Origin of the sequence: Burkholderia pyrrocinia (genome assembly GCF_003330765.1) — a bacterium.
Taxonomy (GTDB): Bacteria; Pseudomonadota; Gammaproteobacteria; order Burkholderiales; family Burkholderiaceae; genus Burkholderia; species Burkholderia pyrrocinia_B.
The window spans coordinates 1,454,513-1,470,773 of sequence record NZ_CP024903.1 but is presented as its reverse complement, the minus strand read 5'-3'; the positions used below and the strand labels follow the sequence as shown (position 1 = coordinate 1,470,773).

Annotated in this window: 19 protein-coding genes and 1 pseudogene; 15 read left to right on the top strand and 5 right to left on the bottom strand. The window is 62.2% G+C overall.

The genetic code is table 11. The features are described from left to right. Positions 1–372: 372 nt before the first annotated feature. The 10 genes and pseudogenes from CUJ89_RS24240 to CUJ89_RS38965 all read left to right on the top strand — a co-directional run. Entirely contained in the window at positions 373–1,248 is an 876-nt protein-coding gene (locus CUJ89_RS24240; RefSeq protein WP_114181536.1) for a dATP/dGTP pyrophosphohydrolase domain-containing protein, read from the top strand. Positions 1,249–1,278: 30 nt separating this feature from the next. Next, the gene (locus CUJ89_RS24235) at positions 1,279–1,458 is read left to right on the top strand and encodes a hypothetical protein (RefSeq protein WP_114179928.1); all 180 of its coding nucleotides are present in this window, start codon (positions 1,279–1,281) and stop codon (positions 1,456–1,458) included. Then, a complete protein-coding gene (locus tag CUJ89_RS24230) occupies positions 1,455–1,685 on the top strand; it encodes a hypothetical protein (protein WP_114179927.1) in 231 nt (76 codons plus the stop codon). Before CUJ89_RS24235 ends, CUJ89_RS24230 begins: the two co-directional genes overlap by 4 nt. Continuing rightward, positions 1,682–2,587, top strand: coding sequence for a DNA adenine methylase (locus tag CUJ89_RS24225; RefSeq protein WP_114179926.1), 906 nt, complete (start codon positions 1,682–1,684; stop codon positions 2,585–2,587). The genes CUJ89_RS24230 and CUJ89_RS24225 overlap by 4 nt, the downstream gene beginning before the upstream one ends. Position 2,588: 1 nt before the next feature. Further along, positions 2,589–2,807: a hypothetical protein gene (locus tag CUJ89_RS24220; RefSeq protein WP_114179925.1), complete on the top strand. Its 219-nt coding sequence runs from the start codon at positions 2,589–2,591 to the stop codon at positions 2,805–2,807. Positions 2,808–2,832: 25 nt separating this feature from the next. Continuing rightward, positions 2,833–3,033 carry a hypothetical protein gene (locus tag CUJ89_RS24215; RefSeq protein WP_114179924.1) on the top strand — a complete coding sequence of 67 codons (201 nt, stop codon included), beginning with the start codon at positions 2,833–2,835 and terminating at the stop codon, positions 3,031–3,033. Between the two features lie 195 nt (positions 3,034–3,228). Continuing rightward, positions 3,229–4,203, top strand: coding sequence for a phosphoadenosine phosphosulfate reductase family protein (locus tag CUJ89_RS24210; protein ID WP_114179923.1), 975 nt, complete (start codon positions 3,229–3,231; stop codon positions 4,201–4,203). Positions 4,204–4,211: 8 nt separating this feature from the next. Beyond that, positions 4,212–6,233, top strand: coding sequence for a replication endonuclease (locus CUJ89_RS24205; protein WP_114179922.1), 2,022 nt, complete (start codon positions 4,212–4,214; stop codon positions 6,231–6,233). An 11-nt stretch (positions 6,234–6,244) separates the two neighbouring features. Continuing rightward, positions 6,245–6,523 (top strand): ogr/Delta-like zinc finger family protein, encoded by a 279-nt coding sequence (locus CUJ89_RS24200; protein WP_114179921.1) that lies wholly within the window; start codon positions 6,245–6,247, stop codon positions 6,521–6,523. 1 nt (position 6,524) lies between these two features. Continuing rightward, positions 6,525–6,611: pseudogene (locus CUJ89_RS38965) on the top strand (Cro/Cl family transcriptional regulator); the annotation flags it as partial. Between the two features lie 183 nt (positions 6,612–6,794). On the opposite strand, the gene CUJ89_RS24190 reads toward CUJ89_RS38965, so the two are convergent. Continuing rightward, positions 6,795–8,015 carry an ISL3 family transposase gene (locus tag CUJ89_RS24190; protein WP_114176182.1) on the bottom strand — a complete coding sequence of 407 codons (1,221 nt, stop codon included), beginning with the start codon at positions 8,013–8,015 and terminating at the stop codon, positions 6,795–6,797. Positions 8,016–8,116: 101 nt separating this feature from the next. Here CUJ89_RS24190 and CUJ89_RS24180 point away from each other — a divergent pair, with 101 nt between their 5' ends. Genes CUJ89_RS24180 through CUJ89_RS24170 form a run of 3 tightly spaced genes read left to right on the top strand, consistent with a single transcriptional unit; the run spans position 8,117 to position 9,806 of the window. After that, a complete protein-coding gene (locus tag CUJ89_RS24180; protein WP_114179920.1) occupies positions 8,117–9,043 on the top strand; it encodes a ParB/RepB/Spo0J family partition protein in 927 nt (308 codons plus the stop codon). After that, complete coding sequence (locus CUJ89_RS24175; protein WP_114179919.1) at positions 9,040–9,537, top strand: hypothetical protein; 498 nt, start codon at positions 9,040–9,042, stop codon at positions 9,535–9,537. Before CUJ89_RS24180 ends, CUJ89_RS24175 begins: the two co-directional genes overlap by 4 nt. Continuing rightward, positions 9,537–9,806 (top strand): hypothetical protein, encoded by a 270-nt coding sequence (locus tag CUJ89_RS24170; protein WP_152036661.1) that lies wholly within the window; start codon positions 9,537–9,539, stop codon positions 9,804–9,806. Before CUJ89_RS24175 ends, CUJ89_RS24170 begins: the two co-directional genes overlap by 1 nt. Positions 9,807–10,216: 410 nt before the next feature. Here CUJ89_RS24170 and CUJ89_RS24165 read toward each other — a convergent pair whose 3' ends face one another. The 4 genes from CUJ89_RS24165 to CUJ89_RS24150 all read right to left on the bottom strand — a co-directional run bounded on the left by CUJ89_RS24165 (position 10,217) and on the right by CUJ89_RS24150 (position 14,158). Beyond that, entirely contained in the window at positions 10,217–10,606 is a 390-nt protein-coding gene (locus tag CUJ89_RS24165; RefSeq protein WP_114179917.1) for a type II toxin-antitoxin system HicB family antitoxin, read from the bottom strand. Beyond that, positions 10,603–10,857: a type II toxin-antitoxin system HicA family toxin gene (locus tag CUJ89_RS24160; protein WP_015875749.1), complete on the bottom strand. Its 255-nt coding sequence runs from the start codon at positions 10,855–10,857 to the stop codon at positions 10,603–10,605. The genes CUJ89_RS24165 and CUJ89_RS24160 overlap by 4 nt, the downstream gene beginning before the upstream one ends. Positions 10,858–11,279: 422 nt before the next feature. Further along, entirely contained in the window at positions 11,280–12,341 is a 1,062-nt protein-coding gene (locus CUJ89_RS24155; protein ID WP_114179916.1) for a phage portal protein, read from the bottom strand. Continuing rightward, a complete protein-coding gene (locus CUJ89_RS24150) occupies positions 12,341–14,158 on the bottom strand; it encodes a terminase large subunit domain-containing protein (RefSeq protein WP_114179915.1) in 1,818 nt (605 codons plus the stop codon). Before CUJ89_RS24150 ends, CUJ89_RS24155 begins: the two co-directional genes overlap by 1 nt. A gap of 154 nt (positions 14,159–14,312) precedes the next feature. Between CUJ89_RS24150 and CUJ89_RS24145 the strand changes: the two genes are divergently transcribed. After that, a complete protein-coding gene (locus CUJ89_RS24145; protein ID WP_114179914.1) occupies positions 14,313–15,179 on the top strand; it encodes a GPO family capsid scaffolding protein in 867 nt (288 codons plus the stop codon). 45 nt (positions 15,180–15,224) lie between these two features. Continuing rightward, the gene (locus CUJ89_RS24140) at positions 15,225–16,256 is read left to right on the top strand and encodes a phage major capsid protein, P2 family (RefSeq protein WP_114179913.1); all 1,032 of its coding nucleotides are present in this window, start codon (positions 15,225–15,227) and stop codon (positions 16,254–16,256) included. The last annotated feature ends 5 nt before the right edge of the window (positions 16,257–16,261 follow it).

The following is a 16,261-nucleotide window of genomic DNA, read 5'->3' as shown; positions in this document are numbered from 1 at the left end:
ATCAAATCAACCCGGCGTCAAAGGTACTGCGACGCTTCAACAGATGCAACAGTCTCTGATGCTGAGACGTATCAGCTATTGACACGTTTCATTAGATGAGACTATTCTCCGACCCGTCACCCCGGCACCGGTTCTCAACCCCGCCGGTCTTGAGCTAGCTACTCAGGCGCCGGGGTGATGTTTCTCGCTGCATCCGTTCAAGGGGTTGAATAGGGGAAGTCAAATGCACGTTTCGCTGCAACAAACGCTTACACCTTCGGCGCCGATGCGCCAATCGCTCACGCCGCATTTCCGTGCGTGGATGGACGCAATGATTGCTTTAGTCCGCACGTGGACTGAATTCGACGGCGTGCGATGCGCAGGGTGGGCGGCATGAAAACCATCGTCAACGAACTGCGCGCCGAGTTGCACGCCGCACACGTCATCAGCCGCACGGCGCTTTCCGTGCTGACGTTCGACCAGAAGATCGCATGGTCGAACGCGAACGAACGCGACAACGTGAGCGGGGAGGGCATCACGCGGGCATTCGAACGGCAAGCCGCAATCGCTAGCCCCGACGCCGATTTTGTGTATCGCGAGTTGCGATGCGCCGACCGAATCATCGCGAATGCGTCCGGGTTGCTGTCGGACCATCAGCGGGAACTGTGGGCTGTCGCGACTCGTCAAGCCGGCGTCGTGCTGTCCCATCCGACGCGTGACGATGTGCGGGCGGCGTTACTCGCTCGCGGCGCGTCGCTGGCTCGCGCCGAGTTCGCCCGGGCCGTCGGGAAGATCGGTATCGATCCCGGTGACTCCCGGGGCGATCAGGCGGTCGTGGTGCTCAAGCCTACCGGCGAACTGTCGGTGGCCGACGTGGCGACACTGCGGCGCGTGCTCGCAAGCGCGCCGCGAAATCCGCGCGTCATGCTGATGCCCGCCGAATTCGATATGCACGTGTTTCTGCGGCGTCAACGTGCATTTTCCGAAAGCACCTTCGGCCCCGGCCGTCTCACGGCTCGCGTTTGCGATCACATCCGCAAAGAGTTGACCGAAGTCGAGGCCGCGCCCGATGACCTACGCGAGTGGGTCGATGTGATCTTGCTGGGGCTGGACGGTGCATGGCGAACCGGTGCGACGCCTGAACAGATCACGACGGCGCTCGCTGCGAAGCTGACGACGAACGAGGGGCGCACGTGGCCGGACTGGCGCACGTCAGATCAGGATCGGGCAATCGAGCACATCGAACCGGCGCCGCTCACAAACTCCTGAGTTTCAAGAACCAACGCGAGGGATGATGAAATGGCTATCGTCTATAGCATTCCTAACCAAAAAGAGGCGGAAACGCTCGCGATTCGACGTGTGATCCGCGCGAGCAACGCCGAGCACATGGCGCGTCGTCGCGCGAGTGATGAGGCTGAACGACAGGCAGTGACGTTGCGCCGCATCGAGCGCGCCTTCTCCGTCGTGAGGTCGGTATGACACTTGCCGACATTCAAGCCGTTGCGCCGCGCCAGATCGAGCGCGGCATTATCGAAACCGGTCCGTTTTACGAACGTCGCTCGCGCGGCGGCTACTTCACGGTGAGCGGCACGGAATTCCATTGGTACGAGCAAGACGGCGCCGCCCCGTCTTGCTGCATGTCGCGCGATGACGCGCTGCGCGCGGCACGCGAAAGCCGTCGAACGATCCATGCGGAGGCCGCGTGACCGTAACGGCGCCCCTGATCAGCTACTTCGGCAGTAAGTTTCGCGTCGCGCCGTGGGTGCTCTCGCACCTGCCGCAGCATGAAATCTACGTCGAGCCGTTCGGCGGCTCGGCCGCGGTTCTCATGCAGAAGGCGCGCAGTCGAATCGAGATTTACAACGATCTCGACGGCGAAATCGTGAATCTGTTTCGTGTGGTCCGCGATGACGTGATGCGAGCGCACTTGGTCGATGCGTTGAATGCCACGCCGTACGCGCGGGCCGAGTTCGAGGCCGCGTGGCAGGTTGCAGACGAGCCGATCGAGCGAGCGCGCCGCTTGTGCATTCGTGCGCAGATGGGATTCGGCGCGACTGGTTCGACGCGCCCGCTGCGTTCGCCGATCGGCTTCGCCGCCGACGTTTGGTCGGATGGGCCGGGCCAGTGGTTGCGGTACCCGGCGCGCCTCGCAGCGGTCGGCGCCCGTCTGCGCGGAACCATGATCGAACATATGCCCGCCGTTGAGTTGATCGCGAAGTACGACGCGCCGGGCGTCCTGTTCTACGTCGATCCGCCGTACCTGCCGGAAGTGCGCAACAGCGTTTCGCGTGGGCTTGGCCGCGACTACCGGTGCGAAATGTCCGCGTTCGAACACGCCGATCTGCTGGCGATGCTAGCGAATCTGCGCGGTATGGCGGTCGTCAGCGGTTACGCGTCGGGAATGTATGACCGCGCATTGGCTGGTTGGGCTCGGTTCACGCGCAAGACGCGTGCGAACGGGCAGGCGGGAACCGTGCCACGCGAAGAGGTGATTTGGGTTTCACCGTCGGCATGCGCTGCGGCTGGCATTGACCCGCGCACGTCGGCATGCGTTGACACGGATGCGGACGAAATGCCGCTCTTTGCAGCGACCGGCGCGCGGACCTGACATGGTTCAGATCCGCGACGACGCCGCGGTTTCGACGCGCGAACTGTTGATCGAGGACTTGGCCGATTTCGGCATCGGCGCCGGAGCGCTGGCCGCCGCGCCGAATCTGTCCAGCCCGCCGCGCACTGCGCGATCCGATCAAGCCGAATCCGATGCAATGCGCGTTCTCCGTCCGCTTCTACGCGACCTGTCGAAACGACGTTTTCTTTTCCGCTACTAGCGAGCCAACAACACACGGAACTGAGATGAGCCAACAGATCCACGCAAAGATCAAGCGCACGAGCAAGTACTACGGCCAGACGCCGCCCGGCGCACTTTTCCCCGTCCAGATCAGCCCGCTACAACGCGATGAGTACGTCGTCAGCGGCAACAACAACGCTTACCGGCTGCGCGACGTGAACCTGTTCATTGTTGGCGAGGACGGCTACGAGTTGCGCATCGCGTAACGCAGTCTTTCTTTACGTTCCTCAGAGGTCGAAGCGATGAAGCGTGCAAACGAGAAAAAACCGATGCCCCTGTGGGCCATTTGGCTGTTCACGATCGTGGGTGTGTTGGCATGGTGTGGCACTCATCCCGACGAAGGCGCCGAGCCGTCGTGGCCGATCAAGTCGATGAATCGGACGTGAGGGGCGGTGACTGACATGGAACGTAAGACACTGCGGGTCGTCTCGCTCTCCGGTGGGAAAGACAGCACGGCAACGCTGCTGGTCGCGCTCGAACTGTACGGGCCGGAAAACGTCCGGGCAGTGTTCGCCGACACGGGAAACGAGCACGAGGGCACGTACGCATATGCGCTTGAATACTTGCCCCGCGCTCTCGGAATCACGGTCGATGTAGTCCGCGCTTCGTTTGACGACGAGTTCGCAATCAAGCGCGCCAATCTCGCTCGAATTGCGGCGGGCGAGCCGGAGTCGGCCGTCTACGGCGCTCGACAGTTCCGGTACGCCTGGACGCAACAGGCGGCGGCCCGTGCGCTCGAACTACTGCATCCAACCGGAAATCCGTTCTTGGACCTGTGCATGTTGAAGGGCGGTTTCCCGAGCCGTAAGCGCCAATACTGCACTGAACACCTGAAGCGCAATCCGTTGACTGAGTACGCGCTCGATCTGATCGACGCCGGGTACTTCATTGAGTCGTGGCAGGGTGTCCGGGCCGACGAAAGTGAGGCGCGGCGATGGCTCCCGTACTACGAGGATCGCGGCGGCCATTACGCAGTATTTCGTCCGATTCTGCAATGGAACGTCGATGACGTATTCGAGGCGCATGCGGCTGCTGGCATTCGGCCGAACCCGCTCTACAAACAAGGCATGTCCCGCGTCGGCTGCATGCCGTGCATCAATGCGGCGAAGGTCGAATTGCGCGAAATTTCCCGGCGGTTCCCGGAGCATATCGAGCGGATCGCAGAGTGGGAACGCCTCGTCACTGCGGTGTGCCGTCCGGGCTCGCCCGTGACGTTCATGCACCTGTCCGGGCACGGTGGACATACGGGCGCGGCGTCCCATATTTGGCAGGTCATCGAGTGGTCGAAAACGACCCGTGGCGGGCGTCAATACGATCTGCTCGCCGATGCTCAACCCGCGACCGTGTGCGCCTCGAATTACGGCCTGTGCGAGTGAAGTTGGCAATGGGATATCTCCGACTATCGACAGATGAGCAATGGGCGGGCGAACGCCTGCAAGGCTTTCCGGTTCGCTGGCGCGACCGGATTGACCAACAGTGGCGCGAGCGTCACGCGGCTCGCAACATCGATGCACGCCGCACCGCGAATCTGTTCCTGCTCGATATCACGTCCCGGCTCAACGCATTAAAGCTCCCGCTCAACGCTGACGATGCGACGATCCGCGAAGCGGCCGCACGGAAGGCGGCGGAATGCCTTGGACTGGCCCCGGATTACCGTTGCGTGAAGGCGCGGCGCGCGGCGCTCGAACGTGTCGTGCGTCAGTTCAACTGCGAACCGCCGATGCCGATTCGTGTTTCGGCACGTACCGGCGTCATCCACGGAGTGATGGACGAGCCCGCGATTCTGCGTATGACGTGCGCAATCTGGTGGCGCAAGCGCATTCGCGTGATGCACGCGCAGTACTTCGAGGCTGCGGCGCTCGCGCTCGGCTTCATCAACGCAAAAATGGGCGCGTACGTGTCCGACGAATCGCTCAAGCGCCGCGCGCAGCAACGTGCGCGCAACGATGAAATCCTAAAGAACATTCTTGCGACCAACGAAGAGGGCGCATGCTTCACGCTCGCGGAGTTGCGCGACCGCTCGGTGTCGTCGCCAGCCGTCAAGCGTGGCGAGTTGATGACTCGAATCAAGGGGTTCGAGGATATCGCGCGCGAACTCGGACACGTCGGGTTGTTCTTCACGATTACCTGTCCGTCGCGCATGCACCGCTTCACGAAAGGGAAGAAGCGCATTCAAGGGAAGCGGATCGGGCACAACGTCCGCGAGAACCCGCGCTATGACGGCACGTTGCCGAAAGAGGCTCAAACCTACCTGTCCGCGATGTTCGCGAAGCTGCGCGCCTATCTCAGCAATCGGGGTGTGCGCTGGTACGGCTTCCGCATTGCCGAGCCGAATCACGACGGCACGCCGCATTGGCACTTTCTCGTGTTCTTCGATCCGGTGTTGTGCCGGAAGCGGCAAGGCGTGCGGGCACCCGGGCAGCGCGGGCGCGTAAAGAGCGTCTTTGTTCGCGATGAGGGTGCGGCGCTGATGCCGCGCATTTGTGCGTGGATTCGCCGTTACGCGCTGCTCGATTCGCCAGACGAGCGCGGCGCGAAACACCATCGTGTTGACTTCAAGCCGATCGACTGGAAGCGCGGCACCGCTGCGGGATACATCGCCAAGTACGTCGCAAAAAATATCGACGGCTTCGGCATTCAAGACGACATGCTTGGTAACGCCGGGCTCGAAACGTCGTTGCGCGTCGATGCGTGGGCGTCCACGTGGCGCATTCGTCAGTTTCAGCAGGTCGGCGGGCCGCCGGTGACGACGTGGCGTGAAGCGCGGCGCATGGACCGGGTGCCGGAAGGGGCGCCGTCGGTGCTGGACGAAATGTACGAGGCCGTGAACAAGCTTCAACACCGTGACGGCGAGATCACGCCCGCATCGTGGGCGAAATATGTCAAAGCGAACGGCGGTATTCACTGCCGCCGTGACGATCGTCCAGTGAAGCTCTATCGCGAGTTCGAATCGCGCGTGGGCCGATACGGCGAGGCGGTCGGCGAAGTGGTGAAGGGTCTTGAGGCGTCCGGAATCCGGTTCGAGAACGACGGCATCGTCGTTCGCCGGAGGTTCGCGCACATCATCGTTCGCACGGTCCATCACACGTGGACGATCGCCCCGCGCAAGCGCGAAGCGGAGGAGTCGGGTTTCGCGCGCGCAGCGCGCGCTTGGACTCGTGTCAATAACTGTACGCAGGACGCCGCCCCGTCGGCCGCCGAGATAGACGACTGGCTCGCGGACTATGACCGCGCCGGACACGTCACGGTTGGCGCGAGCGCGCCAGATCCAGCGACAGACAGCGCAACGACGCTCCACGTGCCGCATTCGGCACGTGCGGCCGACGTGATCCGCATATCGGCTGACGATGTGCGGGATTGGCTCGCGGACTATGACCGCGCGGGCTCGAACACCACTTCATTCTGACCGGAGCCTATATGAACGCCAGCTATCGCGATCCGCACGACATGTCGATCGAGTGTCCCGCATGCGACGGGAAGATCGAGGCGCGTCATTCTGAGTCGATGAGTGACACGATGCGCCGCTTGTATTTTTGGTGCCCGGATTGCGGGTTCCGTGCGCCTGCGTCGGTCGAAATTCTCTATTCGCTTTCCCCGTCGGCCGCGCCGCGTGACGGGCTCGATATCCCGATCGTGCGTGCGGGCCCGTTGCTCGGCTCGGTCAATTCACGCACGCGGAAGTGGATCGGGCTTTGATATGCGGTGGACCATGCCATGCCCGCACTGCGGGGCGCGCGGCATAGCGCGCGCGATGCTGCGCACGTCTGAGCTGTGCTGGAACGTCGATTTCCAGTGCGACAACGTGCTGTGCGGTCACACATACCGGACGGCGCTCACGATGACGCCAGCCGAACAGCCGGTGCGCCGCGCCGAGCGGCGGGAGTCGCTTTCGCTTTTTGATGACGCGCCTGATGGCGGGTCGGTTTCTGATGATGGCGACATTCCGTCGCCGGGGTACTTGAAAGGTTCATCGCGGATTACCGGGGAACGCGGCGCGGATTTTGAGGAAGAAGTATTCCTCGTCGCGGTACCCATAAGCCCGACGCTTGATGACCTTGATGGTGTTGTTGATGCCTTCGACGACGCTGGTATTGAGCGGATGACGGCAGCGAGTCACGATTCCGTGCCAGTAACCCTGCAAGCGCTGAGCGAACTTTTGCAGCGCGGCGATCCCGCTTTGCTGAGCCTGTTCGAACCATTGCCCCCAAGCCTTTTCCGCCCAGGCGGGCTTTCGGTAGAACCAGAGCCGTTTGAGTTCGTCGCGCAGCACGTAGACGCATAACAGCGACTGATTGGCGGCCAGCAGATCCTTCAGGTGCACGGCCTGTTCTGGTTTCAGGTTGTGACGGTTGCGCAGCAACAGCCAGCGGCTGGACTTCAGGACCTTGCGGGCCGGCTTGTCATGTCGTAGTTGATTGGCCTGATCCACTCGCACCCTGTCGATCACTTCGCGGCCGTACTTGGCCACGACGTGGTACAGGTCAAAGACGATTTCCGCTTGCGGGCACTGCTCCTTGATCTCCAGCTCATAGGCCGTGGTCATGTCGATCGCGACCGCTTCGATGCGCTCGGCAACGCCTTCGGGCAGTTGTTCGAAGAAGGTTCGAGCCGTTTCTCGTGAACGTCCGGGGCCGACCCAGAGCACCTGTCGGCCGATCGGATCAACTACCACCGTGGCGTAGCGATGGCCCTTATGCAGCGCGAATTCGTCCATTGCCAGATAGCGGATCGTCGACCAGTCCGGCTCGGCCACGCGAGCCCGCAAGCGCATCTTGTCGATCGATTTGACCGTGTGCCAGCCCAGGTCGTAGAAGGCTGCCACCGCCTGCACGCTGGCCGCTTGCAGCAGCTTCTCACAGGCCTTGGCGAACCGCTCCGTCACTCGCTGGTAGCGGCCCAGCCACGTCAGCTTCTCCAGCCTCGGGCCGCCGCAGTGTGCGCACCAGACCCGACGGCGGGGGACATGCAGCACGACTCGGTACTCGAACAGTGGCAGATCGCGCACTCGCCGAACCGTCGTCTCGTGGATTTGCTGGCAGCGCGCGCCGCACTGTTCGCAGTGCATGACCTTGCTGACTGGCTTCAGATGCAGCGACAGCGTATGGCCGTCTCCTTCCGGCCATTCCACCCGTTCCAACCGATAGCCGGTCCAGCAGCCCAGTGCCTGAAGCGCCTTGCGATCGAGCAATTCTTCCCCCTGACCTCCATAGAATCAGGCGTCAGGTTACGCAATCGCCCTCAAACGCTCCACGGTTTCCTGCGATGAACCACTTGAAAGGGGAATGAACGATGGATGCTGCAACGACCGTACAGGCAGAAATGGAGTTGGTGCCGGGCAACGTCAAAGAGATTGTGAAGCCGTTCCGGCAGGGCACGGCCGACGTGTACATGGTTTCGCTCGACGCGATCCGCGTCCGGCCCGAATTCAACGAAGCGCGCGAGGCCGACCCGGAGTACCCGACGGCCGTTCGCGAGATTGCGGACTCGATCAAGGCAAACGGGTTTTTTCGCCACAAGCCGATCAAGGTCGCGGCGGCGGCCGACGGCTACCTGTACGTGTCCGACGGTCATACGCGGTGGGATGGCGTGTTGCTGGCGAACAGTGAGGGCGCGGGCATCGAAGCGGTGCCGGTGATCAACGAAGTGCGTGGCACGACGGAAGAGGATCGGATTTTCGGCCTGATTCTCGATAACTCTGGCCGTCGCCTGACGCTGCTCGGCGAGGCGATGGTGATCAAACGCTTGATCGGCCGCGGAATTGATGAGAAGGAAATCGCGAGGCGCTTGACGCGCAACGTCGCGTCGATTCGCAATGCGCTCACGCTCGTGGCTGCGCCGACGCCGATCAAGGAAATGGTCACGTCTGGCGCAGTCTCGGCGACGAGCGCGGTCAAGGTGATGAAGGAACAGGGCGTGAACGCTGTCGCGCACCTGCAAGCCGCGAAAGAGGCGGTGACGGCGGCCGGTAAGACGAAGGTCACGCCGAAGGCTCTGAAAGCAGTCGGCGGCCAGAAGCAAACAGCCAGGTCAAACGATGCCGGTCTGCTCGACTGGCTTCAAGCGCAAGGCAACGTCGCGATCAGCAAAATGCACGTGGCAGGTGAACAGCCAGTGTTCCGGGTCGGCGTGCTCGACCTGCTCGAAAGGCCGGTTGCCGGTGAGGGGGCGGACCTGCGCGCGGCGATCGTGAACGCACGCGAGCGAGGTGCGAAATGACGGCGCTCGCGGCGATGGCCGCCGCTGATCTGGATGCGTTGGTGCGCGTCGAGGAACCGCGCTTTGCGCAGTATTGGGCGTTGGGGGCATGGTTCCATGCCGGTGATCGCGACGGCTGGCGGGGTATAGGGTGGGCGGTGTGGCTGGAGTTGGCTGCTCGCTCGTGGACGCCGCCGCACACAGCGCCGCTGTCCGCGTGGGGCGTGACCGATGGCCGGGCGCTCGTGCATCTTGCATACGACGAGGACGAGGCGCGTTCGTGGGCCGTCGACGCGCGGGCGGAACACCGTAACCGCCAAATGCTGCCCCCGGCGTATAGCGTCGTGCGTCTCTCCGCCGCTGGCGATCGGGCTACGCAATCCGCCGCGGCGCCGGGCGGATATTGCGATCGTGCTGGCGGTTGCGTATGCGGCGGCGACCTGCCGCGAGTCCGCGAGGGTTGTTCGGAGTGGGTGAAATTGGGAAGCGCGCAGGCGCACGGTCGGGAGGCATGATGCAATACGACAAAAGCTATTTCAGCGCCACCGCGCTGGAACAGACCGGTGATATCAAGATGGTGATGTTCGATAGTGCCAGTAAGGGGCTTACCATCGTGATGGAAAACGGCGACCAATATCGGCTCGAACAGCAGTACAGCGCAACGCACACCGGCTATGGTAATGGCTACGGTGGGGCATTTATTACGCTCGCGGCGCTGCTGCTGGATCAACAGCGACGCATAGAGGCGCTGGAGCGCTGCGTGGCGTGTTCGCGTGAAGCATGACAGGCGACGAGAAATGGATTGCTACTGTCGGCGATAACGCGTGTATCGCATACGAGCCGGGCGACCGTGCTGCGCGCTCGGCGATTTGCGCGATGATGAGGGGCGACGGAGGCGTGTTCCGGATTCTATACAGCCAAACGTGGGACCCCGAAAACGGACTAACATCGCTGGCTGTCGAGTATCACGCACGATGCGAAGCGTATGACCGCCTTGTATGTACAGGCCCGATAATCGACGGCGCAATCATGCCGATAGGGTCGCGCGAGCGTTCGTTGATTTCTGCGAACGCGCGCCGTGTGCGACGTGAATTGGAATGGCGCGCGGAGTCTCAGGGTTACACGCCCCGCGCGTTCGGGCTCGCGATAGGTAAGGTGGGGCAGTGGTGGCACCCTGACGCGTCAACCTAACGTTCAGATAGCCTGCGCCGGGGCGCGCTCGTCGTTCGCGAAACCGGCGCGCTCCAACACTTCACGGGCCGCGCGCCCCAATACTTCCTCAGACCATTGATTGATGCTTTCGTCCGACAGGGCGGCGGCAATGCCGACGCGCGCATGCACGGCCGGATCAATGCGCAGCATCAGCTTGCCGGACGCGGGCTTCTGCGGCTCGCGCCCGCCGCGTTTGCAGTCGTCAAGATAGTGATCGACGGCCGCATGAAAGTCTCGCGACAGTTCGTCCACCGTCTCGCCGTGGAAACTGATTTTGTCGTCCACGCCGAGCACGTGGCCGACGAAAATGTTATCGCGCCCGTCGAAATCGACCCGGGCGAAATACCCTTTGTAAGACATGGCGTTGTTCATGGCTTGATTCCCATTTCGATAAACCAGTCGCGCAGATCCTCCACCTGATACCGCTTCGCCTCTTTGCCCGGGTGCGGGCGGTGGTGATAGCGGCGCGTGCCGTTCAGTTCGAAGGCAATGCGCGACCCGGCGCCTTCGTGGATTTCGCCGCCGAGTGCGGCGACGAGCGATTCAATATCGGAAAACACGATCCCGCCCAGAGTGGGCTTCGTGAAGATCGCGGCGAGGGTGCGGGCGTGTTTCGATTTCATGCCCGAATGATAGCAGAAAGTGCTATCACTTTGCAATCAGAAAGTGATATCACATCAGGAAATCGAGGCACCGCGCCCGGCGCGATTTGCGGGCCTCTGAGCGGTTCGACGCCTAATGCATCCCGACCCTTGGCCGAGGCGTCGGCGTGCCCGTGGCGGGCCGGACGCGGGCTCGGTGGGCGCGTGCCGCACGGGCCGGGCGGTGGGGTGGCTCGCGCCCCGGCGCCCGGATAGCGCAGTCCCCTCCGCGCCTGCCCGCTGCAAAAAAGGGGCACTTCCAGACGCAAAACCCCGGCCCTGCGCAGGCCCGCGCGGGGCGGGTTTCGGCGATTTTCGGGGGAAATTTCCAGACGCAGGCTGATGCACGCCGGGCAGGACCAGACGCAGGGCCGAAAAGTGCCAGATTTGGCACTTCCAGCGGGTTACGCGGCGCTCGCCGTCGGCGCGGCCGTCGGGATCACATAGTCCGTGAACCGCACGATTTCCTCGCCCGCCCATTCGTTGATTTTGAGGAATTGCTGTTGCAACGGCACGATTTCGTTCCGCCCGAACACGCGCGCGGCAGTGTCGGCCGCGCCGAAACCGCCCGTATTGCTCGGGACGATGCCAAGCAACTGCGGCGGAACGCGATGGGCCGCGAGCGTGTCGTCGCGCGTAACGTTCTTGATGTCGAAAAACTGATCTTTCGCTGCAACCTCGGAAATCGGGATCAGTTGGACCGCGCCTTTTTCGCCGCTGCCGTTTCGCGCGGCCGAGTGCAAAAACAGGTTCCGGAAATTGCCGATGCCCTTCGAGTCGCGTAACGCCTTCCGGATCGCGTCTACGTCCTCCGGGTCCATGTTCGGGTCGTTGAGGTACAGGATGAACCCGGCGTGCGAGCCGTTCGCGTAGTAGCGGCGCCGGAACAGCGTGGCGGATTCGTTCAGCCACGCGGATTGCAGCGATGCGATGTACTCGGGCATGCCGTACACCTCCTGATTCACGTCCGGTTCCATCAACTGGAAAATCGAGCCCGTGTCGAACTGGTGGCGGTCGAGAAAGCCGTCGATGAACACGAAATTGACCAGATCCGTTTTTCGGCGCGTGTACTTCGCCGGGGAAGGCCGATAGCTGCGCGCTCCACCGATGCGGTTGCGCTCGCGTTCGAGGTATGCGTCGCCGAAAACCAGAAAATCGAGCGCGAGGCGGCGGAACGCATCGCGCGAAAACTTCGGATGCTCGATGAACGTCGAGGCGAGCACGTTCCGTTTGAAGTACAGCGCGGACGCGTGATGCGTGCCTGCGCGAAGCGATTTCGCGAGCCCGGGGCGGCTGATCGGCGGCTCGAAATAGTCGTCGATCGCCCACAGTTCGGCGTAATCGAGAATGTCGGCGCCGTCGATCGCGGCGACCGCATCGCCGAACGTGAACGTTTCGATCGAGGACAGCGGCGCGCGCGTTGCAACGTCGTGCGCGTCGGTGGTCGGAACGAGGGCGGTGCTCATCAGTAAATCTCCACGGTGCTGCGTGCGCGGCTGGCACCTTCGAGGGGTTCGTTATCGAGCGCGTGAAGGCAGGCCCATGCAAGGTCAGCGTGGCCGATTTCTTCGTTACGCGCGGCGGTGTAGGTCATCTTTGTGCCACTCGGCGTCATGGCTCGGCGGATGGACAGGAACGATTGCGCGAGGTCAGTCATGCCCGCGTCGAATTCCAGGCGCTTTTTCCCGATCACCGACATGCCTTTCAGGACAAGGCGGTTCTTCACTTCGGGCGAATACTGGATCGGTACGACACGCGGGAAGAACTGCCGCACAAGCTGATGCACGCCGTGACCAATGCCGGTCGTGTCGATCGCGATATAGGTCACGTTGTAGCGTTGCGTCAGCTCTCGGATTTTCTCGGCCTGCGTCTCGAAGTCGATGCCCTTCCAACGATGCCGTTCGAGCACGCGGAATTTTCCGTTCGGCTGCTCGGGTGGGGCGATGACGACGCATCCGGCCGCGTCGCCCGTGAGGGCCGGGTCGTAGCCGATCCATACCGGTTTCCAGCCGAACGGCCGATCAAGCAACGGCTTTACGTCAGTCCACACGTCCCATGAATCGACCATGCACGCCTGTACGAGCCGGAAGGCGAACACCGATGAGGTGTCGTCCACGAACTGGCACATGTACAGGTTTTCGAAATCGGCCGGGCTGTTCGTTGAGCGCAAGTCCTCCAGATCCAGTTTCGTGAACCCGGATGCGACTGCATCCTCTGCGGTGACGATCTGCCTCCATTGCCCGTCGCCGCATTGGCGCCCGCGTGCAAGGGACGTATGGGAAATATCGATCTCGACGCGCTCGTCGTCTGCACGATCACGGTTGAAGTGAGCGCCGGTCCAAAACGGATAGGCTTCGTGCGTTTTCGTGGACGGCGTCGAGAAGTGTGTCATCCGCAAATGCGAATGCGTCGCCATCCCCATCGCGACCTTGTTGAGCGTCGCAAAATTGCTGACCCAAAAATACTCATCGAAATACAGGTCGCCGTTGTAGCTTTGGGCCGTGCGTGAACTGGTGCCGAGAAAGATCAATTCCGCGCCGTTCGACAACCTCATCGGATCGCCGGTTAGCTCAACCTGCGCAGCGTTCCATGCGAATTTCTGGATATACGAGCGGAACACGTGCGCCTGCGCACGACTCGCCGACAGAAAAATCTGATTCGTGCCGGTTTCCAGCGCACGCACGAGCGCCTCGTGCGCGAAATAGAACGTGGCGCCGATCTGTCGTGACTTCAGGATGTTGCGGCGGCGCAAGTGCCGATGCTCGAACCACGTGTGTTGATGGCCGATCAGTTGTTCGCGGATCGCTTCTTTCAGGCGCTGTTCCTGCTCGGCCGTTATGACATTGCGATTCGATTTCCGCGACGACGAGCGCGGCGACGTGCTCGCCTTGCCTTCGCTGGCCGTACCGTTCTCGTTTCCGCTACCTTCGGCCCGCTCGCCGCGCGCCTGTATGCGCTGCTGGCGCTCCATTTCTCGGCCGAGCAAGTCCAGTTCTTTGAAGTCCTTTCCCTCTTTGTTTTCCTTCGCGATCAGCACGCGCTGACGCTGCACGAGTGCATCAATAACCTTGTCGGTCGCGGTTGCCTTGTCCCATCCCTCGCGCTGTTTCCACGTCTCCACCGTTGACCGCGGCTCGCCGATGTATTCGGCGATGGCGACAATCTTCCATCCACTCCAAAACAGATCACGCGCAACGCGGCGCGTGGCGAGGTTCGTCACGTTCGTTGCGGATACATCGTTTGATGCCGGAAAGTCGGAGAAGGGGTTTGCAGGTTTGACCATGCGTCGAGCGTATCGCGCGCGCGAGCGCGAAATCGACCGTCTGAATCTGTACCCGGCCTGTCACACGGGAGCGTGCGTTGAAGCGTTGACGGTGCTCACGCACGATGGTGTTCACGCTCGATAAGCGGACAGGAATCAACAGGGAGAAAACACAATGAAGTTTGTGCGGGTGGCAACGGAAGGCGCGACCACGGACGGTCGCGACATCACGCGGCAACAGATCGAGGAAATGGCAAGTACGTACGACCCGGCGAAGTACGGCGCGCGCGTGTTCCTCGAACACTACCGGGGAACCATGCCGGATGGCCCGTTCCGCGCGTATGGCGACGTCCGGGCCGTCGAAGCGCGCGAGGTCGAGGACGGCAAGCTGGCGCTGTTCGCACAGATCGATCCGACGGACGATCTCAAGGCAATGGTGAAGGCCCGCCAGAAGGTCTACACGAGCGTCGAGATTGCGCCGGATTTCGCAAAGACGGGGAAGGCGTATCTGTTCGGTATCGGCGTGACGGACAGCCCCGCGAGCCTCGGCACCGAAATCCTTACGTTCTCGCGGCAACACCCGGAGCACTTCAAGTCCCGCAAGGCGGCCCCGGAAAACCTGTTTTCGATCGGCGTCGAGGTAGACGCGGCATCACTCATCGGCGACGAACCCGCTGATCCTGCCGCGTCGTCTACGTCGATCGCGTCGGCCGTGGTGGCGAGGTTCGCCGAAATGTTCGGTTTCTCGCTGAAGCCCCCAGCATCGGCCGCCGACGCATCGAAGGGCGGCGCCGCGAAGGCGGCCGAGTTCGCGCAAGGCGATGCGTCGAACGCGGACCTGATCACACGGCTGTCGTTCCACAGTGCGTCGCAACAGGTCGTGATCGATGGTCTGACGCGCGATATCGAGGCGTTGAAAGCCGATCGCGAAAAAGACCGCGAAGCGTTCAACACCCTGAGCCAGAAGCTCGAACGCGAACCGGGCGCGGCCATGCGACCGAGCGCAACCGGCAGCGCCGATTGGGACGCTACCGATTGCTGACAGCGGTCGGGCTGACACACCACAGATCGAATTACCGGAGAACACATGAACCCGATTACCCGGCGCGCACTGACGCGCTACATGGACAACATCGCGAAGCTCAACGGCGTCGCGAGCGTCGCGGAAAAATTCGCCGTCGTGCCGAGCGTCCAGCAAACGCTGGAAAAGCGCATTCAAGAATCGGCGGCGTTCCTGCAACGTATCAACGTGCAGGGCGTAACCGAACAGATGGGCGAAAAGCTCGGCCTGCTGATCGGCGCACCGATCGCGAGCACGACGGACACCACGAAGTCCGATCGAACCACGGTCGATCTGACCGACATGGACCCGAACGCATACGTCTGCACGCAGACGAATTTCGACACGCATTTGAAGTACGGCAAGCTCGACGCGTGGGCGCAGTTCCCGAATTTCCAGACGATGGTGCGCGATGTGAACGCGCAGCAACAAGCGCTCGATCGGATTCGTATCGGCTTCAACGGTGTGGGCCGGGCTGCCACGTCCGATCGCACGAAGAACCCGAACCTCGAAGATGTGAACAAGGGCTGGCTGCAGAAGTACCGTGATCAGGCAAAAGATCGTGTGATCAGTGAGGGAAAGAAGGGCTCGGGCAAGCTGGTGATCGGTGGCGCCGATGGCGATTACAAGAACCTCGACGCGCTCGTCTACGAAGCAACGAATTCGCTGATCGAGCCGTGGTATGCGGAAAGCCCGGAACTGGTCGTGCTGTGCGGCCGCGATACGCTCCTGGACAAGTATTTCCCGATTCTCGATCGCGACAACCCGCCGACCGAATCGCTCGCGGCCGGTCTGGTCATCAGCCAGAAGCGCATCGGCAATCTGCAAGCCGTGCAGGTGCCATTCATGCCGCGCGGCAAGCTGTTCATCACCATCCTGAAAAATCTGTCGCTGTACTGGCAAATCAGCGGCCGTCGACGCGCGGTGATCGACAACCCGAAGCGCGATCAGGTCGAGTTCTTCGAATCGAGCAACGAGGCGTACGTGGTCGAGGACTTCGGCGCCGGTTGCCTGATCGAGAACGTTGAATTCGCTGGTGCGCCTGCGGGCGGTCAATAAGGTGC

Coding starts and splice junctions, on each gene's coding strand:
- CUJ89_RS24200 (WP_114179921.1), top strand. CDS start 6,245: ATGAACGCCAGCTATCGCGATCCGCACGACATGTCGATCGAGTGTCCC.
- CUJ89_RS24140 (WP_114179913.1), top strand. CDS start 15,225: ATGAACCCGATTACCCGGCGCGCACTGACGCGCTACATGGACAACATC.
- CUJ89_RS24235 (WP_114179928.1), top strand. CDS start 1,279: ATGGCTATCGTCTATAGCATTCCTAACCAAAAAGAGGCGGAAACGCTC.
- CUJ89_RS24150 (WP_114179915.1), bottom strand. CDS start 14,158: ATGGTCAAACCTGCAAACCCCTTCTCCGACTTTCCGGCATCAAACGAT.
- CUJ89_RS24175 (WP_114179919.1), top strand. CDS start 9,040: ATGACGGCGCTCGCGGCGATGGCCGCCGCTGATCTGGATGCGTTGGTG.
- CUJ89_RS24210 (WP_114179923.1), top strand. CDS start 3,229: ATGGAACGTAAGACACTGCGGGTCGTCTCGCTCTCCGGTGGGAAAGAC.
- CUJ89_RS24215 (WP_114179924.1), top strand. CDS start 2,833: ATGAGCCAACAGATCCACGCAAAGATCAAGCGCACGAGCAAGTACTAC.
- CUJ89_RS24220 (WP_114179925.1), top strand. CDS start 2,589: ATGGTTCAGATCCGCGACGACGCCGCGGTTTCGACGCGCGAACTGTTG.
- CUJ89_RS24205 (WP_114179922.1), top strand. CDS start 4,212: ATGGGATATCTCCGACTATCGACAGATGAGCAATGGGCGGGCGAACGC.
- CUJ89_RS24165 (WP_114179917.1), bottom strand. CDS start 10,606: ATGAACAACGCCATGTCTTACAAAGGGTATTTCGCCCGGGTCGATTTC.
- CUJ89_RS24240 (WP_114181536.1), top strand. CDS start 373: ATGAAAACCATCGTCAACGAACTGCGCGCCGAGTTGCACGCCGCACAC.
- CUJ89_RS24160 (WP_015875749.1), bottom strand. CDS start 10,857: ATGAAATCGAAACACGCCCGCACCCTCGCCGCGATCTTCACGAAGCCC.
- CUJ89_RS24180 (WP_114179920.1), top strand. CDS start 8,117: ATGGATGCTGCAACGACCGTACAGGCAGAAATGGAGTTGGTGCCGGGC.
- CUJ89_RS24230 (WP_114179927.1), top strand. CDS start 1,455: ATGACACTTGCCGACATTCAAGCCGTTGCGCCGCGCCAGATCGAGCGC.
- CUJ89_RS24155 (WP_114179916.1), bottom strand. CDS start 12,341: ATGAGCACCGCCCTCGTTCCGACCACCGACGCGCACGACGTTGCAACG.
- CUJ89_RS24145 (WP_114179914.1), top strand. CDS start 14,313: ATGAAGTTTGTGCGGGTGGCAACGGAAGGCGCGACCACGGACGGTCGC.
- CUJ89_RS24170 (WP_152036661.1), top strand. CDS start 9,537: ATGCAATACGACAAAAGCTATTTCAGCGCCACCGCGCTGGAACAGACC.